The 18,616-nt window shown below is 70.6% G+C and carries 20 protein-coding genes; 12 read left to right on the top strand and 8 right to left on the bottom strand.

The annotated features are described in order from the left end of the window. Positions 1-11 precede the first annotated feature (11 nt). From ACVFYP_RS17765 to ACVFYP_RS17740, 6 genes are all read right to left on the bottom strand, one after another. Positions 12-1,079: a DNA polymerase III subunit delta' gene (locus tag ACVFYP_RS17765; protein ID WP_499201535.1), complete on the bottom strand. Its 1,068-nt coding sequence runs from the start codon at positions 1,077-1,079 to the stop codon at positions 12-14. Continuing rightward, entirely contained in the window at positions 1,076-1,699 is a 624-nt protein-coding gene (gene tmk / locus ACVFYP_RS17760) for a dTMP kinase (protein ID WP_499201534.1), read from the bottom strand. Before tmk ends, ACVFYP_RS17765 begins: the two co-directional genes overlap by 4 nt. Positions 1,700-1,727: 28 nt before the next feature. Next, positions 1,728-2,945, bottom strand: coding sequence for a D-alanyl-D-alanine carboxypeptidase family protein (locus ACVFYP_RS17755; RefSeq protein WP_499201533.1), 1,218 nt, complete (start codon positions 2,943-2,945; stop codon positions 1,728-1,730). A gap of 148 nt (positions 2,946-3,093) precedes the next feature. Beyond that, on the bottom strand, positions 3,094-4,029 hold the full coding sequence (locus ACVFYP_RS17750) for a septal ring lytic transglycosylase RlpA family protein (RefSeq protein WP_499201532.1): 936 nt from the start codon (positions 4,027-4,029) through the stop codon (positions 3,094-3,096). Continuing rightward, positions 4,029-4,991 (bottom strand): lytic murein transglycosylase, encoded by a 963-nt coding sequence (locus ACVFYP_RS17745; RefSeq protein WP_499201531.1) that lies wholly within the window; start codon positions 4,989-4,991, stop codon positions 4,029-4,031. Before ACVFYP_RS17745 ends, ACVFYP_RS17750 begins: the two co-directional genes overlap by 1 nt. A 64-nt stretch (positions 4,992-5,055) precedes the next feature. Next, positions 5,056-6,510 (bottom strand): amidohydrolase family protein, encoded by a 1,455-nt coding sequence (locus ACVFYP_RS17740; RefSeq protein ID WP_499201530.1) that lies wholly within the window; start codon positions 6,508-6,510, stop codon positions 5,056-5,058. Positions 6,511-6,658: 148 nt separating this feature from the next. Between ACVFYP_RS17740 and mepA the strand changes: the two genes are divergently transcribed. The 3 genes from mepA to ACVFYP_RS17725 all read left to right on the top strand — a co-directional run bounded on the left by mepA (position 6,659) and on the right by ACVFYP_RS17725 (position 9,356). Further along, a complete protein-coding gene (gene mepA, locus ACVFYP_RS17735; RefSeq protein ID WP_499201529.1) occupies positions 6,659-7,516 on the top strand; it encodes a penicillin-insensitive murein endopeptidase in 858 nt (285 codons plus the stop codon). A gap of 162 nt (positions 7,517-7,678) precedes the next feature. Beyond that, complete coding sequence (locus ACVFYP_RS17730; protein ID WP_499201528.1) at positions 7,679-8,488, top strand: ABC transporter ATP-binding protein; 810 nt, start codon at positions 7,679-7,681, stop codon at positions 8,486-8,488. Next, positions 8,478-9,356: an ABC transporter permease gene (locus ACVFYP_RS17725; protein ID WP_499201527.1), complete on the top strand. Its 879-nt coding sequence runs from the start codon at positions 8,478-8,480 to the stop codon at positions 9,354-9,356. The genes ACVFYP_RS17730 and ACVFYP_RS17725 overlap by 11 nt, the downstream gene beginning before the upstream one ends. On the opposite strand, the gene ACVFYP_RS17720 is transcribed toward ACVFYP_RS17725, so the two are convergent. After that, positions 9,337-10,200 (bottom strand): protein-methionine-sulfoxide reductase heme-binding subunit MsrQ, encoded by an 864-nt coding sequence (locus tag ACVFYP_RS17720; protein WP_499201526.1) that lies wholly within the window; start codon positions 10,198-10,200, stop codon positions 9,337-9,339. The two genes, ACVFYP_RS17725 and ACVFYP_RS17720, sit on opposite strands and share 20 nt — an antisense overlap. Positions 10,201-10,238: 38 nt before the next feature. After that, positions 10,239-11,162 (bottom strand): mitochondrial fission ELM1 family protein, encoded by a 924-nt coding sequence (locus ACVFYP_RS17715; protein WP_499201525.1) that lies wholly within the window; start codon positions 11,160-11,162, stop codon positions 10,239-10,241. A gap of 63 nt (positions 11,163-11,225) precedes the next feature. Here ACVFYP_RS17715 and ACVFYP_RS17710 point away from each other — a divergent pair, with 63 nt between their 5' ends. The 9 genes from ACVFYP_RS17710 (at position 11,226) to ACVFYP_RS17670 (ending at position 18,598) form a co-directional block, all read left to right on the top strand. Continuing rightward, a complete protein-coding gene (locus tag ACVFYP_RS17710; protein ID WP_499201524.1) occupies positions 11,226-11,948 on the top strand; it encodes an orotate phosphoribosyltransferase in 723 nt (240 codons plus the stop codon). A gap of 11 nt (positions 11,949-11,959) precedes the next feature. Further along, the gene (locus ACVFYP_RS17705; RefSeq protein WP_499201523.1) at positions 11,960-12,223 is read left to right on the top strand and encodes a CopG family ribbon-helix-helix protein; all 264 of its coding nucleotides are present in this window, start codon (positions 11,960-11,962) and stop codon (positions 12,221-12,223) included. Then, a complete protein-coding gene (locus tag ACVFYP_RS17700; RefSeq protein WP_499201522.1) occupies positions 12,220-12,504 on the top strand; it encodes a hypothetical protein in 285 nt (94 codons plus the stop codon). Before ACVFYP_RS17705 ends, ACVFYP_RS17700 begins: the two co-directional genes overlap by 4 nt. Then, positions 12,483-14,144: a peptide ABC transporter substrate-binding protein gene (locus tag ACVFYP_RS17695; protein ID WP_499201521.1), complete on the top strand. Its 1,662-nt coding sequence runs from the start codon at positions 12,483-12,485 to the stop codon at positions 14,142-14,144. The genes ACVFYP_RS17700 and ACVFYP_RS17695 overlap by 22 nt, the downstream gene beginning before the upstream one ends. Further along, complete coding sequence (locus tag ACVFYP_RS17690) at positions 14,126-14,518, top strand: VOC family protein (RefSeq protein ID WP_499201520.1); 393 nt, start codon at positions 14,126-14,128, stop codon at positions 14,516-14,518. The genes ACVFYP_RS17695 and ACVFYP_RS17690 overlap by 19 nt, the downstream gene beginning before the upstream one ends. After that, positions 14,515-15,447 (top strand): ABC transporter permease, encoded by a 933-nt coding sequence (locus ACVFYP_RS17685; RefSeq protein ID WP_499201519.1) that lies wholly within the window; start codon positions 14,515-14,517, stop codon positions 15,445-15,447. The genes ACVFYP_RS17690 and ACVFYP_RS17685 overlap by 4 nt, the downstream gene beginning before the upstream one ends. 51 nt (positions 15,448-15,498) lie before the next feature. Then, the gene (locus ACVFYP_RS17680; protein ID WP_499201518.1) at positions 15,499-16,314 is read left to right on the top strand and encodes an ABC transporter permease; all 816 of its coding nucleotides are present in this window, start codon (positions 15,499-15,501) and stop codon (positions 16,312-16,314) included. Between the two features lie 26 nt (positions 16,315-16,340). Then, the gene (locus ACVFYP_RS17675; protein ID WP_499201517.1) at positions 16,341-17,510 is read left to right on the top strand and encodes a cobalamin-independent methionine synthase II family protein; all 1,170 of its coding nucleotides are present in this window, start codon (positions 16,341-16,343) and stop codon (positions 17,508-17,510) included. A gap of 113 nt (positions 17,511-17,623) precedes the next feature. Continuing rightward, on the top strand, positions 17,624-18,598 hold the full coding sequence (locus ACVFYP_RS17670; RefSeq protein WP_499201516.1) for a Bug family tripartite tricarboxylate transporter substrate binding protein: 975 nt from the start codon (positions 17,624-17,626) through the stop codon (positions 18,596-18,598). Positions 18,599-18,616 lie beyond the last annotated feature (18 nt).

The following is an 18,616-nucleotide window of genomic DNA, read 5'->3' as shown; positions in this document are numbered from 1 at the left end:
CAGCCCGCGCCTCAGCGCCGGGGCGGCGCAAGCCAGAGAAGCGCGGTCAGGACCGCCTGCTTGCGGTCCAGGCTGAGCACATCCGTCTCGGCTGCGAGTTGTCCCAGCCTATCCCACAGGGTGGACCAGTCGGCAAGCGGACGGTCCACGAGCCATTCCGGCCTCGCCTCGCCGCGCGCCGCCTGGCGCACGCCGGCTGAAATCGCCCGCCGCAGCAGGGCGATGAAGGTGGCGAAGCCGCTGCCATCGCGCTTCGCCGCCACGCTATCCGCCATGGCGTGCCAGGCACGGCGATTGCCGGGATCGGCCAGCGCCTGATCGACCAGCGCCTGCATCGCCAGCCCCTCACCTTCGGCCAGCGCCACCGCCTGGCCGGCCGAGCCTTCCGCGATACGCCCCAGAGTGGCGCGTTCCGTGGTGGAAAGCTGCGGCAGCAGCCGCATCAGCAGCGGGTCGAGATCGGCCATGCCGAGCGGCGACAGGTCCAGCCGACGGACGCGACTGCGGATGGTGGGCAGCAGCCGATCCGGCGCCGCCGTGGTCAGCACCAGCACGGCGCGCAGCGGCGGTTCCTCCAGCGTCTTCAGCAGGGCATTCGCCGCCTCCGGCCGCAGCAGCTCCGCGCCATCCACCAACACGAAACGCCAGCCGCCCTCGGCCGGGGTCATCGCCAGGAAGCGGATGGCCGCGCGCACATCCTCCACCCGGATCACCAGCTTCACCCCGCCCTTTTCGCCGGTATTGGGCCGCAGCGCGCGCAAATCGGCATGGGCGCCGGCGGCAATGCGCCGGAAGGTGGTGTGGCCGGGGTCGAGGTGCAGCGGGGTCGCCCCCTCCGGAAGCCCGCCCTCCGCCCCGCCAGCCAGCAGCCAGCGGCCGAAGCGATAGCCGAGCGTCGCCTTGCCGATGCCGGGCGGCCCGGCGAGCATCCAGGCATGCGCCAGGCGGCCGGACTGCGCCGCCTTTTGCAGGGTCTCCGCCGCGGTGTGATGGCCGAACAGGTCGGGCATCGAGCGAACGGGAAGGTCCGGGTCGTCCTCGAACTGCTGTTCCTTGGCGGCCCGGGGTGCGCGGCTCATGGCAGGCGGCTGTCGATCAGGGCGGCAATGGCGCAGGCCACCGTGCCGGCATCCATCCGTGCATCCACCACGGCGCAGCGCGCGGGCTCGGCGGCGGCGATGGCCAGGAAGGCGTCGCGGATGCGCTGATGGAAGGCGGCATCGAGCCTTTCATAGCGATCCGCCGCCACGCCGCGCTGCCGTGCCCGGGCCATGCCCGTTTCCACCGGCAGGTCCAGCACCAGCGTCAGGTCGGGCGCCTGGCCCTCCAGCGCGATCGCCGCCAACTGCTCGATCGCCTCGGATGGCACGCCCTGCCCGGCCCCTTGATAGGCGCGCGTGCTGTCCACAAAGCGGTCGGAGATCACCCACATTCCCGCCGCCAAAGCCGGACGGATGGTGCTGACCAAGTGGTCGCGCCGCGCGGCGAACACCAGCAGCGCCTCCGCCACCGGGTCGAGCCCCTGCCCGCCCAGCAACAGCCGGCGCATCGCCTCCGCCCCCGGCGCGCCGCCCGGCTCGCGCGTCAGCACCACCGGCAGACCGCGCCCAGCCAGATGCGCGGCGAGCCAGCGTGCTTGAGTGGACTTGCCTGCCCCCTCCCCGCCTTCCAGCGTGATGAATCGGCCCGGCCGTCGCATGGCCCGGTCCGAGATGGTCAGGTCCAATTCAGCCGCCGAACCAGCGCCCGATCACTGCCGGGATACGCGGGAACAGGCCGAGCCGGTCCACATCGGCGCCGGCGATCAGCGGCACGTTCATCTCCGGCACGCCCTGGCCGGAGATCAGCAGCGTGCCGATCCCCTGTCCCTTGCTGACCGGTGCCTGCACCGGCGAATCATAGCGGACCCGCACTTCCAGATTGCGCCGCCATTGGCGCGGCAGGGTCAGCACCAGGTCGCGGCCGGCGACCAGCGGCACCGTGGCGCGATCGCCGAGATAGACCGGCACTTCCTCCACCGTATCGGCGGCGCGGAAAACCACGACATTCTCGAATTCGCGGAAGGCCCATTCGAACAGACGCTCGCTTTCCTCGGCGCGCGCGCGCATCGAAGGCAGGCCGTTCACCACCAGGATCAGCCGTCGCCCGCCACGGATGGCCGAGGCCGTCAGGCCATAGCCGGCCTCCTCCGTATGACCCGTCTTCAAGCCATCCGCCCCGGCCACGCGGCTGAGCGCCGGGTTGCGGTTCTCCTGCGTGATGTCGTTCCACCGAAAACTGCGCTCGTTGTAGTAGCTGTAATATTCCGGGAAATCGTGGATGATCCGCCGTGCCAGATGTGCCAAGTCGCGGCAGCTCATCCGGTGTTCCGGGTCGGGCCAGCCGGTGGCGTTGCGGAACACGCTGTCACGCAGGCCAATGCGGCGCGCCGTCTCGTTCATCAGCTCGGCGAACTGCGTCTCCGATCCGCTGATGCCCTCGGCCAGCACGATACAGGCGTCGTTGCCCGACTGCACGATCACGCCGCGCGCCAGATTCTCCACGCTGATTGAGCCGCCGACCTCGACGAACATTTTGCTGCCGCCCATGCGCCAGGCGCGCTCACTGACTGGCAGTTGCTGATCCAGCCGCAGCCGGCCGTTCTTCAGCAGTTCGAAGACCACATACATGGTCATCAGCTTGGACATGGAGGATGGCGGCATGCGGTCATCCGCCGCCTTTTCCAGCAGGATGGCGCCGGTGTCGTAATCCACGATCATGGCGTGCCGCGCCGTGGTGTCCAGCGGCCCCAGCGGCGTGGTCGCCGGGCTGGTCGGCAGCGGGGCGGGACGCGGCGCGCGCGCGGCGGGCGCCTGGCGCTGGGCCTTGGCCTCGCTGGGCAGCAGCCCGGTGGAAAGGCCGGTGGCGAGGCCGGCGGTAGCCCCCATAATGTCCCGGCGGCGCATGGGCAGCCTCCTTCCTATTCTACGCAATGTCCGACGAGGTCGTGCTGGTGGCTGGCGTCCGCCAAAGCCGGACGAGCGGCCCGAGGCCCCGCCGACGCTTCCTGCCAGGATAGGGGCAACGACGAGTCGCTGAAAGCGCCCGTCGCCATCAGTCGACGAGTATCCGTGCCTCCGAAACGCCTGCCCGCAGCGTTCCCTCCAGCGCGCGATCCGCCTCCGCCACGCTGTTGAACGGGCCGAGCCGAACCCGGTAGGTCGGCTGCGACCCGCGCCCGCGCCCGCCCAGCACATCCACCCGCGGCCGCAGCCCGGCCAGCCGCGCCGCCTGCCGATCCGCCATGTCACGGCGGGAGAAAGTGGCGAGATCCACCCAGAGCAGCCCGGGCCGCACGGCGACTCGCGTCACACGCTCCGGCAGGCGCAGCGGCGGCGCGGGGCCGGTGCTGGCGGCGGTGGCCCCGCCGGCGCGGCCGGCGCCGGGGAATTGCCGGGCCTCCCGCAGCCGGCTGGCCTGGGTGGCGCCGGGGGGCGGGGCCAGGGTCTCCCGCTCCACCGCGCCCAGCGGCGCGGCGCTGATCGCCAGCTCCCGCACCTCCTGGCTCGGCAGGCCGGAAGCCAGAGCGCGGGAGGCTTCGCCAACCACCTCGACGCGCACCTGCGCCGTGCCGCCCGGCCGCAGCCCGATCAGCTCCGCCGCGCGGCGCGACAAAGCGACGACGCGCCCGGGCTGGGACGGGCCGCGGTCATTCATCCGCACCTCGATCTGCAGGCCGGTTTCCAGATTGGTCACGGCCAGCACCGCGGGCATCTGCAAGGTGCGATGCGCGGCGGACAGCGCGGCGGGGTCGTGGATCTCGCCGTTGCTGGTGCGACGGCCGGCGCGGGTATCGCTGGCGACCACGGCGAGGCCGGTCTCCACCAGGGCGAAGTCCTCACGCGGATAGGACCACAGCCCACCCAGCTGATAGGGCTCGCCCACCATATAGCGCGGCTGTGCCGCCGGTGGCGGGGGCGTGCGGGCGCAGCCAACCGCCAGCGCGGCAAGTGCGAGCGTCGCGACCAGCCCGGACCGGCGGCGGATCATCAGGCGACGCGGTCCGACAGCATTCCGACCGCCAGGGCGTAGAAGTTGGAAGGGTTGTAGCGACGGATGACGTTGAAGTTGTGGTAGACGGCGAAGGCCTGTCCGCTCGGCCCAGGGATCAGGATGGCCGCCGGCATGTCGAGTGCCGGAAGCTCCTGCCCATCCGGACGGCGCACCCCCATCCGCACCCAGTCGCGCAGCGGGCGCATATTCTCGCGCCGCGCCTGTTCCGTGTCGAAGCCGGCGGGCAGCACCACCTCCCGCCCCCAAAGCTCATCGCCGCGCCAGCCGGAGCGCGACAGGTAATTGCCGATGGAGCCGAGCGCATCGGCCCGGTTGTCCCAGATGTCGCGGCGGCCATCGCCATCCATATCGACCGCCAGGCGGTCGAAATTGCTCGGCATGAATTGCGGATGGCCCATGGCGCCGGCCCAGCTGCCGCGCATGCGGTCCGGCGCCACATGGCCGGCATCCAGGATCTTCAGCGCGGCCATCAGCTCATTGCGGAAATAGCTGGCGCGACGGCCATCCCAGGCCAGCGTCGCCAGGGACTGGATGACATTCATATTGCCGGTGAAGCCGCCGTAATTCGTCTCCAGCCCCCAGATCGCGGTGACGACGCGCGGGGAGACGCTGAAGCGGCCCTGCACATCCTCCAGAGTCGTGCGGTTGTCGGCGAAGGCGCGGCGACCGGCATCGATGCGCTGCTGCGACAGGCGGGCGTCGCGGTACTGTTCCCAGGTCTGGGTGAATTCCGGCTGCCGCCGGTCCAGCTCCAGCACGCGGTCATTCGGGCGAAGGCCGTTCAGCGCCCGGGCCAGCGTGTTCTGCGACACGCCGGCGCGGCGCGCATCCGCACGCACGCCTTCCAGAAAACTGTCAAAGTCCTGGCTGGCCGCCAGGGCCTGCGTGGCCAGCAGGGAGGCGGTGGCGGAGAGGAGGAGGCGCCGGGTGGGAATCATCGGCGCTGGATGCCACAGGCCGGGGGGCCGGGGCAACGCACGGATGCGCCAGATGGACCCGGCTTCAACGCGCCGCCGCCGCCATCTCCTCCGCCCGCGCCTGGAGCCGGGTGAACAGCGCCGCGGCGCCGGGATCCACCAGACGGCCGTCGCGCTTGCGGATGCGGCCATCGACGATGACGGTTTCGATATCCCCCGGCCCGGCCTGCAACAGCACCAGGCCGGCCGGATCGCTGCGCGGCGCGGTCAGCGGGCTGTCGGCGCGGACGAGCAGGATATCGGCGCGCTTGCCCGGCGTCAGGCTGCCGGTGAGGCGATCGAGCCCGAGGCCGCGCGCGCCGCCGATCGTCGCGAATTCCAGCATCTGGCGCGCGGTGACCGGCGGTGTCGCGGGCACCCCCTGCCCGGCCGCCAGCGCCGCGACATTGATCCGGTGCAGCTCCGCCGCCATCGCCACGCGCAGCTGCGGCAGGATGCCGCCGCCGACCATGGAGGGGATGTCCGTGCCGACCGCCACCTTCATCCCGGCGGCGGCCGCCTGGAACATGGCGGGGTGGCCATGGCCCATGCGCATCTCCACCTCCGGCGTCGAGCACAGCATCACGCCCTTCTCGGCGGCCAGCTTGTACTCATCCGCCTCATGCGTGTTGGAATGGACGATCTGGAGCCGTTCGTTCAGCAGCCCCTCCGCATCAAGCTGCGCCAGCAGCCGGGTCTTGCGGTTCGGGTAGATGGCGGCGCCGGTATGGATGGCGATCGGCACGCCGAGTTCCGCCAGGCGCTTCATATCGGCCAGCGCGGGCGCCAGCGGCATGAAGTCCGGGCCTTGCAGGCAGGTCCAGATGCGCACCAGCCCCTCCGCCCGCCGCGCCAGCAGGCTGCGGGCATGGGCGATCATGCGGCCGTTGATGGCGGCCGCATCGCCACCCTGCGGGATCGGCGGCGCGGTATAGGCCAGCACGGCGCGGATGCCGGCGGCGTCCAACCCGGCCAGCGCCGCATCGGCATGGTCGGGCGACATCGTCTCCCGCGACCAGTCCATCACCGTGGTGACGCCGGCGGCGATCTGTTCCAGCGCGCCGGCCTGGTCGGCGAGCTGCACATCGGCCGGCGTCATGCGGTTGGAATGGCGCAGCACGATGGTCTGGAAGTAGCCGCCGAAGGAATGCTCGGTGGACAGGCCGCGCTGCATCGACTGGGCCAGGTGGATATGGCCGTTGACCATGCCCGGCATGGCGATGCGGCCGGCGGCCTCGATCACCTCGGCGCCCTCCGGCGCCGGAATGCTGGGCGCCACGGCGCGGATGGCGCCGCGCTCGATCAGGATATCGCCGCTTGGCAGATCACCGATGGCGGGGTCCATGGACAGGATCAGCGCGCCGCGCAGCAGGATCGGCCGCGCCGGATCGGGCGCCTGCGCCGTGGCCTGCGTCGCACCCGTCGTCGCCACGGCCGCCGCTGCGCCGGCGGCCATCAACGCGCGCCGGCCAAGGCCAGCGCCTTCGGGCGTCTTGTTCATGATGAGGGTCCGTTTCTTCCCGCCGCCCCGGCAGCCGGTAGCGACGGCGGCAAGGTGCCCGCAATCGATTGCAGATGCAAGCCCCAGCCTGCAAGGACGTGATCCCGGCCGCCTTGAGCCGACCCGCCCGCCCCGTCATCATCAGCCCATGCGCCATGCCCCTTTTCGACTGTGTCTGGCCCTCGGCCTTCTGGCGCTGGCCCCCTCCGCCCTGGCGCAACAGGGGCCACTGGCCCGTGCGGAGGACTGGGCGGCACTGGCGCGTCCGACTGCCGGGCCGACGCGATCCATCGGCACCACCAATCTCGGCTGCCTCGCCGGCGGCCAGTCCCTGGCGCCGGAGGGGCCCGGCTGGCAGGCCATCCGCACCTCCCGCAACCGGCATTGGGGGCATCCAGCCACGCTGCAACTGGTCGCGCATGTGGCCGGCCGGGCCCAGGCGGCGGGGCTCCCAGATCTCTGGATCGGCGACCTGGGGCAGCCGCGCGGCGGGCCGATGCCCTGGGGCCATGCCAGCCATCAAAGCGGGCTGGATGTGGATATCTGGCTCGACCTGCGGCCGAAGCCGCGCGTGCCGGCGGCGATGCGGGAGGATCTGACCATCCCGTCTTTGGTCCGCGCCGATGGGCAGGATGTGGATTCGAGCCGCTGGACCGCGCGCCACGCCACGCTGATCCGCATCGCGGCGGAGGCGCCAGGGCTCGACCGCTTGCTGGTGAATCCCGCGATCAAGCGGCGGCTCTGCGCCGACCATGCCGGCGCGCCCTGGTTGCGCCGGGTGCGGCCCTGGCGCGGCCATGACAGCCATATGCACATCCGCCTGCGCTGCCCGCCGGACAGTCCGGACTGCCGCGACATCGGCCCGCCGCCGCCGGGGGATGGCTGCGACGCCTCGCTGGATTGGTGGTTCAGCGAGGAGGCGCGCACCCCGCCCCGCCGCCCGGCGCGCCCCGGCCCGCCGCCGCGCCTGCCGCTGGCCTGCCAGGCCGTGATGCAGGGGCGTTGACGCCAAATCAGGCGATCTGCCTGAAGGCGCGCCAGAAAATCGCCCAATCCTGCCTCAAACAGCCTCTTGTGCGGCGCAGCGCGTCTTGCGCCGAACCCACCCCCTGTCGCACACAGGACTGTGCGCGACCCGTCGCGCCAAAGGGAAGGCCGGGGAAATCGGATGGAGCGACCTTTCGTCGAGATCAGCAACGTGGCCATGCGCTATGGCGGCGTGGAGGGCACGCTGGCCTTGCAGAATGCCACGCTGTCGGTCGGCAAGGGCGAGTTCATCGCCGTCGTCGGTCCATCGGGCTGCGGCAAATCGACCCTGATGAAGCTGGTCACCGGCCTCTGGCCCGCCACCGCCGGCACGCTGCTGGTCGCGGGGCAGGAGGTGGACGGGCCGCTTTCCATCGCCGGAATGGCCTTCCAGAATCCGACGCTGCTGCCGTGGCGCAACATCATCGACAACGTGATGCTGCCGCTGGAAGTGGTGGAGCCGCATCGCCGTCAGCTCCGCGCCCAGCGCGCGATGTATGAGGCGAAGGCGCAGGACCTGCTGAAGCTGGTCGGCCTCGGCGGCTTCGACAAGAAATTCCCGCATGAGCTGTCGGGCGGCATGCAGCAGCGCGCCAGCCTGTGCCGCGCGCTGATCCATGAGCCCGCGCTGCTGATGCTGGACGAGCCCTTCGCGGCGCTCGACATTTTCACACGCGAGGATCTCTGGGCGGTGCTGCAGGATGTGTGGATGGCGCGGAAGCCGACCGTGATCCTGGTGACGCATGACCTGCGCGAAGCCGCCTATCTGGCGGACCGCGTGCTGGTCATGTCCTCCCGCCCCGGCCGGATCATCGCGGAGCGTGTGGTGGACCTGCCAAGGCCCCGCACGCTGGAGACGACCTACAAGCCCGAATTCGTCTCGCTGGTGCATGATCTCCGCGAACATATCAGCGCCGCCCGCAAGGGTGAGGAGGTCGTCCATGGCCACTGAGAGCACTCTCCACCCGGCCAGTGACGCCACCATGTCGCCGGAGGCGCTGCGCCGGCTGACGGCCATGGCCGTGGCGCAGCGCCGCCGTCGCCGGCTTCAGGCCTGGCTGCCCTGGCTCGTCATCATCGGCATGTTCGTGATCTGGGAGATCGGCGTTCGCGCCTTCAACGTGCAGCAATTCGTGCTGCCGGCGCCCTCCGCCATCGCCGAGAGCATGGTGAAGTGGTGGGTGCCGCTGCTGGACAATAGCTGGCAGACGCTGATGACGACGCTGATCGGCTTCTTCCTGGCGGTCATCTTCGGGCTGCTGCTGGGGGTGGCGATCGGCAGTTCCTCGCTGCTGTATCACGGGCTTTACCCACTGCTGATCGGCTTCAACTCCGTGCCGAAGGTGGCCGTGGTGCCGATCCTGGTCATCTGGTTCGGCATCGGCACCGTCCCGGCCGTCATCACCGCCTTCATGATCAGTTTCTTCCCGATCGTGGTGAACGTGGCGACCGGCATCGCGACCGTGGAGCCGGAGCTTCGGGACGTGCTGCGCGCGCTTGGGGCGCGGCCTTCCGACATCATCCGCAAGGTCGGGCTGCCGCGGGCGATGCCGTATTTCTTCGCCTCGCTGAAGATCGCCATCACGGTGGCCTTCGTCGGCTCCATCATCGCGGAGACGGTGGCGGCCAATAAGGGCATCGGCCATCTGATGATCCTGGCGAGCAGCCGCTTCGACGTGCCGCTGGTCTTCGCCGGGTTGATCGTGACGGCGGTAATGGGCGTGGCGATGTATGTCGCGGCGGTCGCCATCGAGAACCGCACCACGGGCTGGGCCATGCGCGGCCAGAACGACCAGCAGATTACCGTCCCCGGGGTTTAGGCACCGGGCGGGTCAGGCGGCGGTGCAGCGCAGTCAGCGCGGCCACCGCAAGACCCGCCAGAAGCACGCCCTGGGCCGGCCGCCACCCGGCGGCCGGATCCAGATTGGCGGCCAGGATGCGCCCGGCGGGCAGGTTGGTGGTGCCTGCGTACCAGCCCCATTCCAGCCCGGCCGCGCCGAGCGTCGCTAGCACCGCCAGCCCGGCCAGCGCCGCGCCATGCGCCCGCGCCCAGCCCGGCAGCAGCCGCCATCCCATCAACCACAGGAACAGCCCGGCCAGCACGACCGTGGAATCCGCGCGCGACTTGGCCTGCAGAAACGCGTGAAAAATGCCGAGCGCGGCCAGGACATAGACGCCCTTGTGCAGCCGCTTCCACCGCCGCCCGAGCCGCCGCTGCCAGCTATCGGTCGAAGTCCAGCCCAGCACGCAAAGCCCCAGCAGCACCGTGAAACCGAGCGTCAGATAGAAACGCAGCAGGATCTCGCTGGTGATCTCGGCCAGGTCCCAGGCCATGTGGCCGGCATAGAGAATCAGGTGCAGCAGCGCGTAGCCCAGCGCCACCAGCCCCAGCATGCGGCGTAGCGTCAGCACCTTCGGCCAATCCGCCAGGTAACGCAGCGGCGTCACCGCCAGCGAGATCAGCAGGAAGCGCAGCGCATGGGTGCCGGCCTCCCGCGTCGCCGCCTTCCAGGGCTCGGCGCCCATCTGGCCGGTGCCGAGAAAGAACAGCAGCGCCAGGCCGGGCATCAGCGCCGCCCCCAGCACCAGGGCGCGCAGCCAGGAAAAGCGACCGGCGCGATCGCGCCAGGGCATGGGGAAGCCGGTGAGGGTGGTGCTGGACATGGTGGGTGCTTCGCCGGCAGCGGCGCCCCGGTTCCGCCTCACAGCCATCCGCGCGCCAGGATTTCAGCGGCGACCCGCCCCACCTCATCCACAGGCGGCCTGACAAAAGGCGCCGGCGCCTGGTCCAGAGGCCGCGCCTGGCCAGCAGCGTAGAGGCTTTGGTGCAGCGCCAGATGCCGCCGTCCCTCCCCGCCCAGCGGCGCGATGAACAGCGGCGCGGGGCCGACCAGCGCCTCCGACAGCATCGAGACACTGTCGCCGCTGACCACCACCACATCCGCCCAGGCCAGGAAGCCGAGATACGGGTTCGGCCCCTCCCCACCCCAACGATGCAGCCGGTGCGGCACCGCGGACAGCGCCTGCGCGAGGGCTTCGGTCGCCGCCCCGCCGGTACGGCGGCTGGCGCTGGCCATGACGCTGCCGGCGAAACCCGCGACCTGCTCGCCAAGCGCGGTCGCGAGGGCCGGGGCCAACCCCTCTCCCCGCACCGGCCCGCCCAGCAGCAGCGCCACCCTTGGCCCGGGCAGCGCCGCCAGCGCCGACCATTCCTCCCGCGCTGCGGCGAGGCGCGCCGGCGTCACGCGATGTGCCGCGCCCAGAATCGGCAGCACATCGGGCGAATCGGGCGGGTCGTCGTGGCGGCCGATGACCGACAGGTCGAAATGCCCAGCGGCCCGCATGCAGTTCACCACACGCGCACCGCGCCGCCCGAGCCAGCGCGCCACCGGCCCGGCGCGTCGCCCGGCGGAGATCACCAGCCTCGGCCAGGGCGGCACGAAAGCCGCGCGCGCCGGCCCGGTCAGGCCCAGCAAAGTGGGAAAAGGCAGGGGCAGCCGGGCCAGCTTTCCCCATTCCAGCGGCACCACCCGATGCGGCACCGGCAGCCGTTCCGCGATGCCCAACGCCTGCGCCGCCGTGCCGGCGCGCGGGTCGGCCAGCACCCAGACCTGCTCAACCGTCATGGACGGCGCCGCGTCGCAGGGCTACCAACGGCGCATCGCTCCGCGCATGAGGAACTCGCAACAATGGCCATCCCGCACGCCTCCGACTGGGACCGCGACGCCGCCCTGACCACCGCGCGGATCCTGCTGGAGATCAAGGCGGTGAATTTCCGGCCGGAGGAGCCCTATACCTTCACGTCGGGCTGGAAGAGCCCGGTCTATATCGACTGCCGCAAGATCATCTCCTTCCCCCGCGCCCGCAACCGCATCTGCGACCTGGCGGTGGAGAAGATCGGCCGACACATCGGCTACGAATCCATCGACGTGGTGGTGGGCGGCGAGACCGCCGGCATTCCCTTCGGCGCCTGGATCGCCGACCGCATGATGGCCCCCATGGCCTATGTCCGGAAGAAGCCCAAGGGTTTCGGGCGCAATTCCCAGATCGAGGGCGAGGTTCCGATCGGCCAGCGCACCCTGCTGGTCGAGGACCTGACCACCGATGGTGCCTCCAAGATCCGCTTCGCCAATGCGCTGCGGGAGGCCGGGACGATTTGCGACCACACCTTCGTGGTCTTCTACTACGGCGTCTTCCCAGGCAGCTTCGAGCAGATGAAGGCCATGGGCCTCAATCTGCACCACCTCTGCACTTGGTGGGATGTGCTGGAAGTCTGCCGCGAACGCCCCTACTTCTCGGAAGCCGCGCTGAAGGAAGTGCGCAAGTTCCTGGAAGACCCGGTGGGCTGGTCCGGCGCCCATGGCGGCATTTCCTCGCTGGCCGAGGCGAAGCCGAAGGACGGCACGGAGTAAGGAAGTAGGCGATGGCGGAGATGAACCTCACGGTATCCCTGCCCGAGACCATCGGGGACGCCCTGGCCGAGATGGCGCGCGCCGAGGGGCGCGCGCCAGAGAGCCTGGTGCTTGATGCCGTCGCCGAACATGTCGCCGCCTCGCTCGAAATGCGCGCCCGTATCCTTCGCGGCGAGGCGGACCTCGCCGCTGGTCGGATCGTCCCGCATGAGGAGGTCATGGCGAGCCTGCGCGGCATCGTCGACGCGGCCGACGCACGGGAAGGGCGCGATTGAGGGTCTACTGGACGCTTGGCGCCCAGGATGACGCCAAGGCCCTGGTCGCGGCCCTCGCATCACGCAGTGCGAAAGCGGCCGGACGGCTTGCCGAGGATCTGGCACTCTCGGCCGAGCGGCTGGCCGATTTTCCACACCTCGGCATCTCCGCCGGTGGCAATGACCGTTACCTCCTCATCGCCGGCGGCCGGTACCGGCTGAGCGACCGGGTCACGGTGGGGGGGGTTCGCATTCACGGTATCAGCAGGGGAACCGATCCATGGCCCGCACGCGCCGGCTGACCTTCGCTTTCCTCCTCGCCGCCGCCCCCGCCTTCGCCCAGCCGGCGCGGGACAGTCTGACCATCGGCATCACCCAATACCCGGCGACCTTCCACCCCAACATCGAATCCATGGCGGCCAAGTCCTATGTCGGCGGCTTCACCCGCCGGCCGCTGACGAGCCGTGACCCCGACTGGAACCTGACGTGCCTCGGCTGCGTCACCGTCCCCAGCCTGGAGAACGGCCTCGCCACGCTGGAGCAGACGCCGGATGGCAAATCCGGCATCCGCGTGACCTGGGAATTGCGGGAAGGCTGGGCCTGGGGCGATGGCACGCCGGTGACGGCCGAGGACCTGCTGTTCGCCTGGCAGGCCGGCCGCGACTTTTCCACCGGCTTCGGCGGCAGCGAATTCTATCGTCGCGCCTATGAGGCCATCGTCGAATCCCCCCGTCGCATCACCTTGCGCTTCGACCAGGTCACCTTCGAATACGGCGCCAGCGGCGACTGGGTGCCCCTGCCCGCCCATATCGAACGCGCTCGCTGGGAAGCCGAGCCGCGCACTTACCGCACCCGCAGCGCCTATGAGACGGAGCCCACCAATCCCGGCCTGTGGAACGGCCCCTACCGGGTCACCGCCACCCAGCCCGGCACCGGCGTGACGCTGGAACGCAACGCCCATTGGTCCGGCCCAGCCCCGGCCTTCCGGCGCATCAACATCCGCACCATCGAGAACACCGCGGCGCTGGAAGCGCAGCTTCTCGCCGGGCAGATCGACATGGTGGCGGGGGAACTCGGCCTGCCGCTGGAACAGGTCTCCGCTTTGGAGCGCCGCACCCGTAACCGCTTCCGCATCGAATACAAGCCCGGCCTGGTCTACGAACATCTCGACCTGATGCTGGACAATCCGATCCTCGCCGACCTGCGGGTGCGCCAGGCGCTGGTCATGGCGATCGACCGCGGCCAGATCGTCGCCCGGCTGTTCGAGGGCCGCCAGCCCATCGCGCACACCACCGTCAATCCGCTGGACGGCATGCATGACGACGCCGTGCGCCAATGGCCCTTCGACCCGGCCCGCGCGGCCGCCCTGCTCTCCGAGGCCGGCTGGACCCCAGGCCCCGATGGCATCCGCCGCAATGCGGCCGGGGATCGCCTCACCCTGGAACTGATGACCACCGCCGGCAATCGGGGGCGGGAAGCGGTGCAGCAGGTAATCCAGGGCATGTGGCGCCAGGCCGGCATCGAAGCGCGCATCCGCAACGAGCCGCCGCGCGTCTTCTTCAGCGAGACCGTCAGCCGCCGCCGCTTCACCGGCGCCGCCCTGTTTGCCTGGATCAGCAGCCCCGAGAACGTGCCGCGCACCACGCTGCATTCCGACGAAATCCCGACCGCCGCCCGCAACTGGTCCGGCCAGAACTACACCGGCTTCCGCAATGCGGAGATGGACAGCCTGCTGGAAGCCCTGCCCATCGAGTTGGACCGGGAACGCCGCCGCGTGTTGTGGCATCGCCTCCAGGCCATCTATGCCGAGGAACTGCCGGTCATCCCGCTGTGGTTCCGTTCCGACGCGCATGTCTGGCCGACCTGGCTGGACGGGGTGCGGCCGACCGGGCATCTCAGCCCCTCCTCCAACTGGGTCGAGGAATGGCGGGTGACTCGCTGATGCTGGACCATGTGTCCATCGCCGTCACCGACCTACCCCGCGCCGCCCGCTTCTACGACGCCGTGATGCCGCTGCTCGGCATGGGCTGCGTGTGGCGGGAGGATCGGGCCATCGGCTATGGCGCGCGGGATGCGGCCGGCTACCTGACCATCCGCCTCGGCGCCGCCGCCGCCGACCCGGCCTGCCACTGGGCCTTTGGGGCGCCGGACCGCGCGGCGGTGCAGGCCTTCCATACTGCCGGGGTCGCGGCGGGCGGCAGTGACGATGGCGCGCCGGGGCTACGGCCGCACTACCACCCGGACTACTATGCCGCCTTCCTGCGCGACCCGGACGGCAACCGAGTGGAAGCCGTCTGCCACCGGGCCGAGACATGATCCGCCTGCTCGCCGGGCGGCTGGTGCAGATCGCGGTGACGCTGGCGCTGCTGTCGCTGGCGATGTTCCTGCTGATCGGACTGATGCCCGGCGATCCCATCGACCTGGCTTTGGCCGGCGATCCCCGTCTGACGGCGGAGGATGCGGTGCGGATGCGCGCGCTGCACGGCCTCGATCAGCCACTGATGATCCGGTATGTCGCCTGGGCCGGGTCGCTGCTGACCGGAGAGGCGGGCTATTCGCGGCTGTTCGCGCAACCCGTCGCGCAGATCCTCGGCCCGGCGCTGCTCTCCACTTTGGTGCTGTTGGGTGCGGCTGTGGCGGTTTCCGCCCTGCTGGGCCTCGCGCTCGGCGCCCTGGCTGCGATGCGGCCCCGCTTCGCGCCCTTCGCCGATGCCATCGCCATCCTTGGCCAGTCCGCGCCGAGCTTCTGGCTGGGCATCCTGCTGATCATCATCTTCGCCGTGACGCTGGGCTGGCTGCCCGCCGGCGGCTCCGCCGAGGCCGGCGGCGCGGAGGCACTGCGCTTCCTGGTGCTGCCGGTGGCGACGCTGGCCGTGGCAAACCTCGCCGCCTATGCACGCCATAGCGCGGCGGAGCTCACCAATGTGCTGCACGCCCCCTGGATCACCGCCGCCCGCGCGCGTGGCGCCGGGGAGATGCGCATCCTGCTGCGCCACGCCGCGCCGAATGCGGCGGTGCCGGTGTTGCAGGTGGCGGCGCTGGATGCCGGCAGCTTGGTGGGCGGCGCGCTGATCACCGAAACGCTGTTTGCCCGGCCCGGCATGGGCAAGCTGATCTATGACGCGGTGATGGGCAATGACACCAACCTGGCGCTGGTGGCGCTGCTGCTGGTGGCCCTGGTGACCATGCTGGCAACGCTGGCCGCCGATGTGGCGCAACGGGCGCTGGACCCACGGCTGGTATGAGGGGAGAGCGCCACATCTCTCCCTCCCCCGCTTGCGGGGGAGGGTGAAGCGATGAGACTTCGTCTCGGGCTTTTCCTGCTTGGCCTGCTCGCCATTGGCGGCCTCGCCGCGCCGCTGGTCGCCGGCTGGATGGGCCTCGACCCCTTTGCGCCGGACCTGTTCAATCGCTTCGCTCCGGCCTCCGCCACCAGCCCCCTCGGCACCGACGACCTCGGACGGGACGTGCTGCTGCGGTTGCTGGAGGGCGCGCGTGTGTCGCTCGCCGTGGGCGTGGCAACCGCGCTGGCGGCGACGCTGCTCGGCACCGGCATCGGGCTTCTGGCGGCTTGGCGCGGCGGGGCGGTGGATGCGGTGCTGATGCGGCTCGCGGATGGCATGCTGGCCCTGCCGGCCCTGCCCGTGCTGGTGGTGCTGGCCGCAGTCGACACAGGGCGCATCGGCCTGCCGCGCGGTGAGGCCGCCGCCGACATTTTTCGCATTGTCGCCATCCTGTCCGTCTTCGGCTGGGTCGGCGTGGCGCGGCTGGCGCGCGCGGCGGCGCTCTCCGTCCTCGCGCGGGATTATGTGCGGGCGGCCCGCGCGCTGGGCGCATCCGAGGCGCGGGTGCTGCTGCGCCATGTCCTGCCCAATATCGCCGGCCCCATCGCCATCGCAGCGGCGCTGACGGTGGCTGGCGCCATCCTGGCCGAGAGCACGCTGAGTTTTCTGGGCCTCGGCATCGCACCCCCCGCGGCGAGCTGGGGCAATATGCTCGCCAATGCGCAGGACCTGGTGTTCAGCGCGCCCTGGGTCGCCGTCTGGCCGGGGCTCGCCATCCTCCTGGCCGTGGCGGGCTGCACCCTGGTGGCGGATGGTTTGCGAAGGTAAGGTTTTCCCAAATCGGGGGAAACATCATGCCAAACGGTGCCGAGCGCATCCTGACCAGCCATACCGGCAGCCTGCCGCGCCCGCGCGCCCTGACGCGCCTGCATGCCCGCCGCGCGCGGGGTGAAGCAGTGGACGCGGCGGAGCTGGAAGCGGCGGCACAGGCGGCGGTGGAGGCCATCGTCCCGAAGCAGATCGCCGCCGGCATCGACATTCCGAACAATGGCGAGCAGGGCCGCGAATCCTTCGTGCTGTACCTGCGCGACCGGCTGACCGGGCTGGGCGGCGAAAGCCTGCGCGGCGGCTGGCAGGACATCGACGCCTATCCGGAGTTCAAGGCCGACCTCCAGGCCGCCAATGCGGGCAAGGAGACGGCGAGCATGACCGCCAACCTGCCCGCCGCCGTGGGCGATGTGCGCTATATCGGCGATGCCGCCATGGCCGCCGAATGCGCCGAATTCGCCCGCGCCTTAGCGCCGGCCAAGGGTCAGTACCGGGAAGCCTTCCTCGCCGCGCCCTCCCCCGGCATCGTCGCCGCCGTGGTGCAGAACAAGCACTATGACACGGAGGAAGCCTATCTGGCCGCCTTGGCCACGGCACTGCGCCGGGAATACCAGGCGATCCTGGATGCCGGCTTCATCCTGCAACTGGACTGCCCCGACCTGGCGCTCGAACGCCACGCCTCCTACCAGGACCGGCCGCTGTCCGACTTCATCGGCTTCTGCGAGCGCGTCGTCACCGCCATCAACCGCGCCATCGAGGGTCTGCCGAAGGACCGTATCCGCCTGCATGTCTGCTGGGGCAATTACGAAGGCCCGCACGACGCCGACGTGCCGCTGGTGGACATCCTGCCCACCATCCTCCAGGCCAAGGTCGGCGGCTTCGTGCTGCCCTTCGCCAATCCGCGCCACGCACATGAACACCGCCTGTTCCGCAAGCAGCCGCTGGCCGAGGATCAGATCCTGGTCGCCGGCGTCATCGACACGCTCACCAACTTCGTCGAGCACCCGGAAGTGGTGGCCGAACGGCTCGAACGCATCGCCGAGAGCCTCGGCGATCCGCGCCGGTTGATGGCCGGCACCGATTGCGGCTTCGACACGGCGGCCGGGCGCGGCCGCGTCTCGGCCGATGTCGTCTGGGCCAAGCTGCGCAGCATGAGCGAGGGCGCGCGGATCGCGACCGAGCGGCTGCGCCCCTGATGTGCTGGCTCTGCACCATCCGGCGTCCGCCGTCCAAGCCAAGACCAAGGCCGAAACCGGCCGAGCCCGCCCCAAGGCCGCAAACGGCCGGGACTAACAAGGAGAGAAACGCCATGTTCCGCCGAATCCTGCTGGGCGCCGCCGCCGCGCTGATGGCCGCCCTGCCCGCGGTTGCGCAAAGCCCCGCCTGGCCCGGCACGCGCCAGGTCCGCATCGTCGTCACCTATCCGCCCGGCGGCACCAGCGACTTCGTGGCGCGCCTGCTGGCGCAGCGCCTGGGCGAGCAGACCGGTGGCAATTTCGTGGTGGACAACCGCTCCGGCGGCGGTGGCGTGATCGGCTGGACCAATGTGGTGCGTGCGGCCAATGACGGCTCGACCCTGCTGGTCACCGACAATTCCCTGGCCACCGCGCCGCCGCTGTTTCCCAATCTCGGCTTCGACGTGATGACGGATTTCACGCCCGTCTCGCTGATGGTGGACTACCCGACCGTCTTCGTCGTGCCCGGCAATGCCCCGTCCCGCACGCTGCGGGACTATGTGGAGGCCGCGCGCAGCCAGGCGGCGGAGGGCAATTTCTACGGCTCGATGGGCTCCGGCTCCTCCCCGCATCTCTATACCGAGTATCTGCAGGACATCGCCGGCATCCGCATGACCCATGTGCCCTATCGCGGCATGGGTCCGGCCTTCACCGACCTGATGGCAGGCCGCGTCGGCCTGCTGATCGCCGCCCCGCCCACGGTGCTGGGCGCGGTGCGGGATGGAAGGGCGCGGGCGATCGCCATCGGCACCACCGGCGGTCGCATGCCGGCCTTGCCGGATGTGCCGACGGCCAAGGAACTCGGCTTCGACTTCACCTATTCCTTCTGGTACGGGCTGCTCGGCCCGCGCGGGATGGACCCGGCGGTGGTCGCCCGGATTCAGGAGGAAGTGGGCAAGATGCTCGCCAATCCGGAAGTGCGCGACCGCTTCGTGCAGCAGGGCGCAACGCCGGTGGCCGGCGACGGCCCTGCCCTTGCCGCCGTGATGCGCAGCGACCTGGACCGCTGGTCCGAGGTCGTGCGCAGCAAGGGCATCACCGTCCAATAGGCATTCGAGGGGGCGCGC

It is taken from the genome of Roseomonas sp. F4 (genome assembly GCF_053891155.1).
This window is presented reverse-complemented; position numbering and strand designations above follow the sequence as displayed.

Coding starts and splice junctions, on each gene's coding strand:
- ACVFYP_RS17695 (WP_499201521.1), top strand. CDS start 12,483: ATGGCCCGCACGCGCCGGCTGACCTTCGCTTTCCTCCTCGCCGCCGCC.
- ACVFYP_RS17710 (WP_499201524.1), top strand. CDS start 11,226: ATGGCCATCCCGCACGCCTCCGACTGGGACCGCGACGCCGCCCTGACC.
- ACVFYP_RS17720 (WP_499201526.1), bottom strand. CDS start 10,200: ATGTCCAGCACCACCCTCACCGGCTTCCCCATGCCCTGGCGCGATCGC.
- ACVFYP_RS17715 (WP_499201525.1), bottom strand. CDS start 11,162: ATGACGGTTGAGCAGGTCTGGGTGCTGGCCGACCCGCGCGCCGGCACG.
- ACVFYP_RS17730 (WP_499201528.1), top strand. CDS start 7,679: ATGGAGCGACCTTTCGTCGAGATCAGCAACGTGGCCATGCGCTATGGC.
- ACVFYP_RS17725 (WP_499201527.1), top strand. CDS start 8,478: ATGGCCACTGAGAGCACTCTCCACCCGGCCAGTGACGCCACCATGTCG.
- ACVFYP_RS17690 (WP_499201520.1), top strand. CDS start 14,126: ATGGCGGGTGACTCGCTGATGCTGGACCATGTGTCCATCGCCGTCACC.
- ACVFYP_RS17755 (WP_499201533.1), bottom strand. CDS start 2,945: ATGCGCCGCCGGGACATTATGGGGGCTACCGCCGGCCTCGCCACCGGC.
- ACVFYP_RS17745 (WP_499201531.1), bottom strand. CDS start 4,991: ATGATTCCCACCCGGCGCCTCCTCCTCTCCGCCACCGCCTCCCTGCTG.
- ACVFYP_RS17680 (WP_499201518.1), top strand. CDS start 15,499: ATGAGACTTCGTCTCGGGCTTTTCCTGCTTGGCCTGCTCGCCATTGGC.
- mepA (WP_499201529.1), top strand. CDS start 6,659: ATGCGCCATGCCCCTTTTCGACTGTGTCTGGCCCTCGGCCTTCTGGCG.
- ACVFYP_RS17675 (WP_499201517.1), top strand. CDS start 16,341: ATGCCAAACGGTGCCGAGCGCATCCTGACCAGCCATACCGGCAGCCTG.
- ACVFYP_RS17705 (WP_499201523.1), top strand. CDS start 11,960: ATGGCGGAGATGAACCTCACGGTATCCCTGCCCGAGACCATCGGGGAC.
- ACVFYP_RS17740 (WP_499201530.1), bottom strand. CDS start 6,510: ATGAACAAGACGCCCGAAGGCGCTGGCCTTGGCCGGCGCGCGTTGATG.
- ACVFYP_RS17670 (WP_499201516.1), top strand. CDS start 17,624: ATGTTCCGCCGAATCCTGCTGGGCGCCGCCGCCGCGCTGATGGCCGCC.
- ACVFYP_RS17685 (WP_499201519.1), top strand. CDS start 14,515: ATGATCCGCCTGCTCGCCGGGCGGCTGGTGCAGATCGCGGTGACGCTG.
- ACVFYP_RS17765 (WP_499201535.1), bottom strand. CDS start 1,079: ATGAGCCGCGCACCCCGGGCCGCCAAGGAACAGCAGTTCGAGGACGAC.
- ACVFYP_RS17750 (WP_499201532.1), bottom strand. CDS start 4,029: ATGATCCGCCGCCGGTCCGGGCTGGTCGCGACGCTCGCACTTGCCGCG.
- tmk (WP_499201534.1), bottom strand. CDS start 1,699: ATGCGACGGCCGGGCCGATTCATCACGCTGGAAGGCGGGGAGGGGGCA.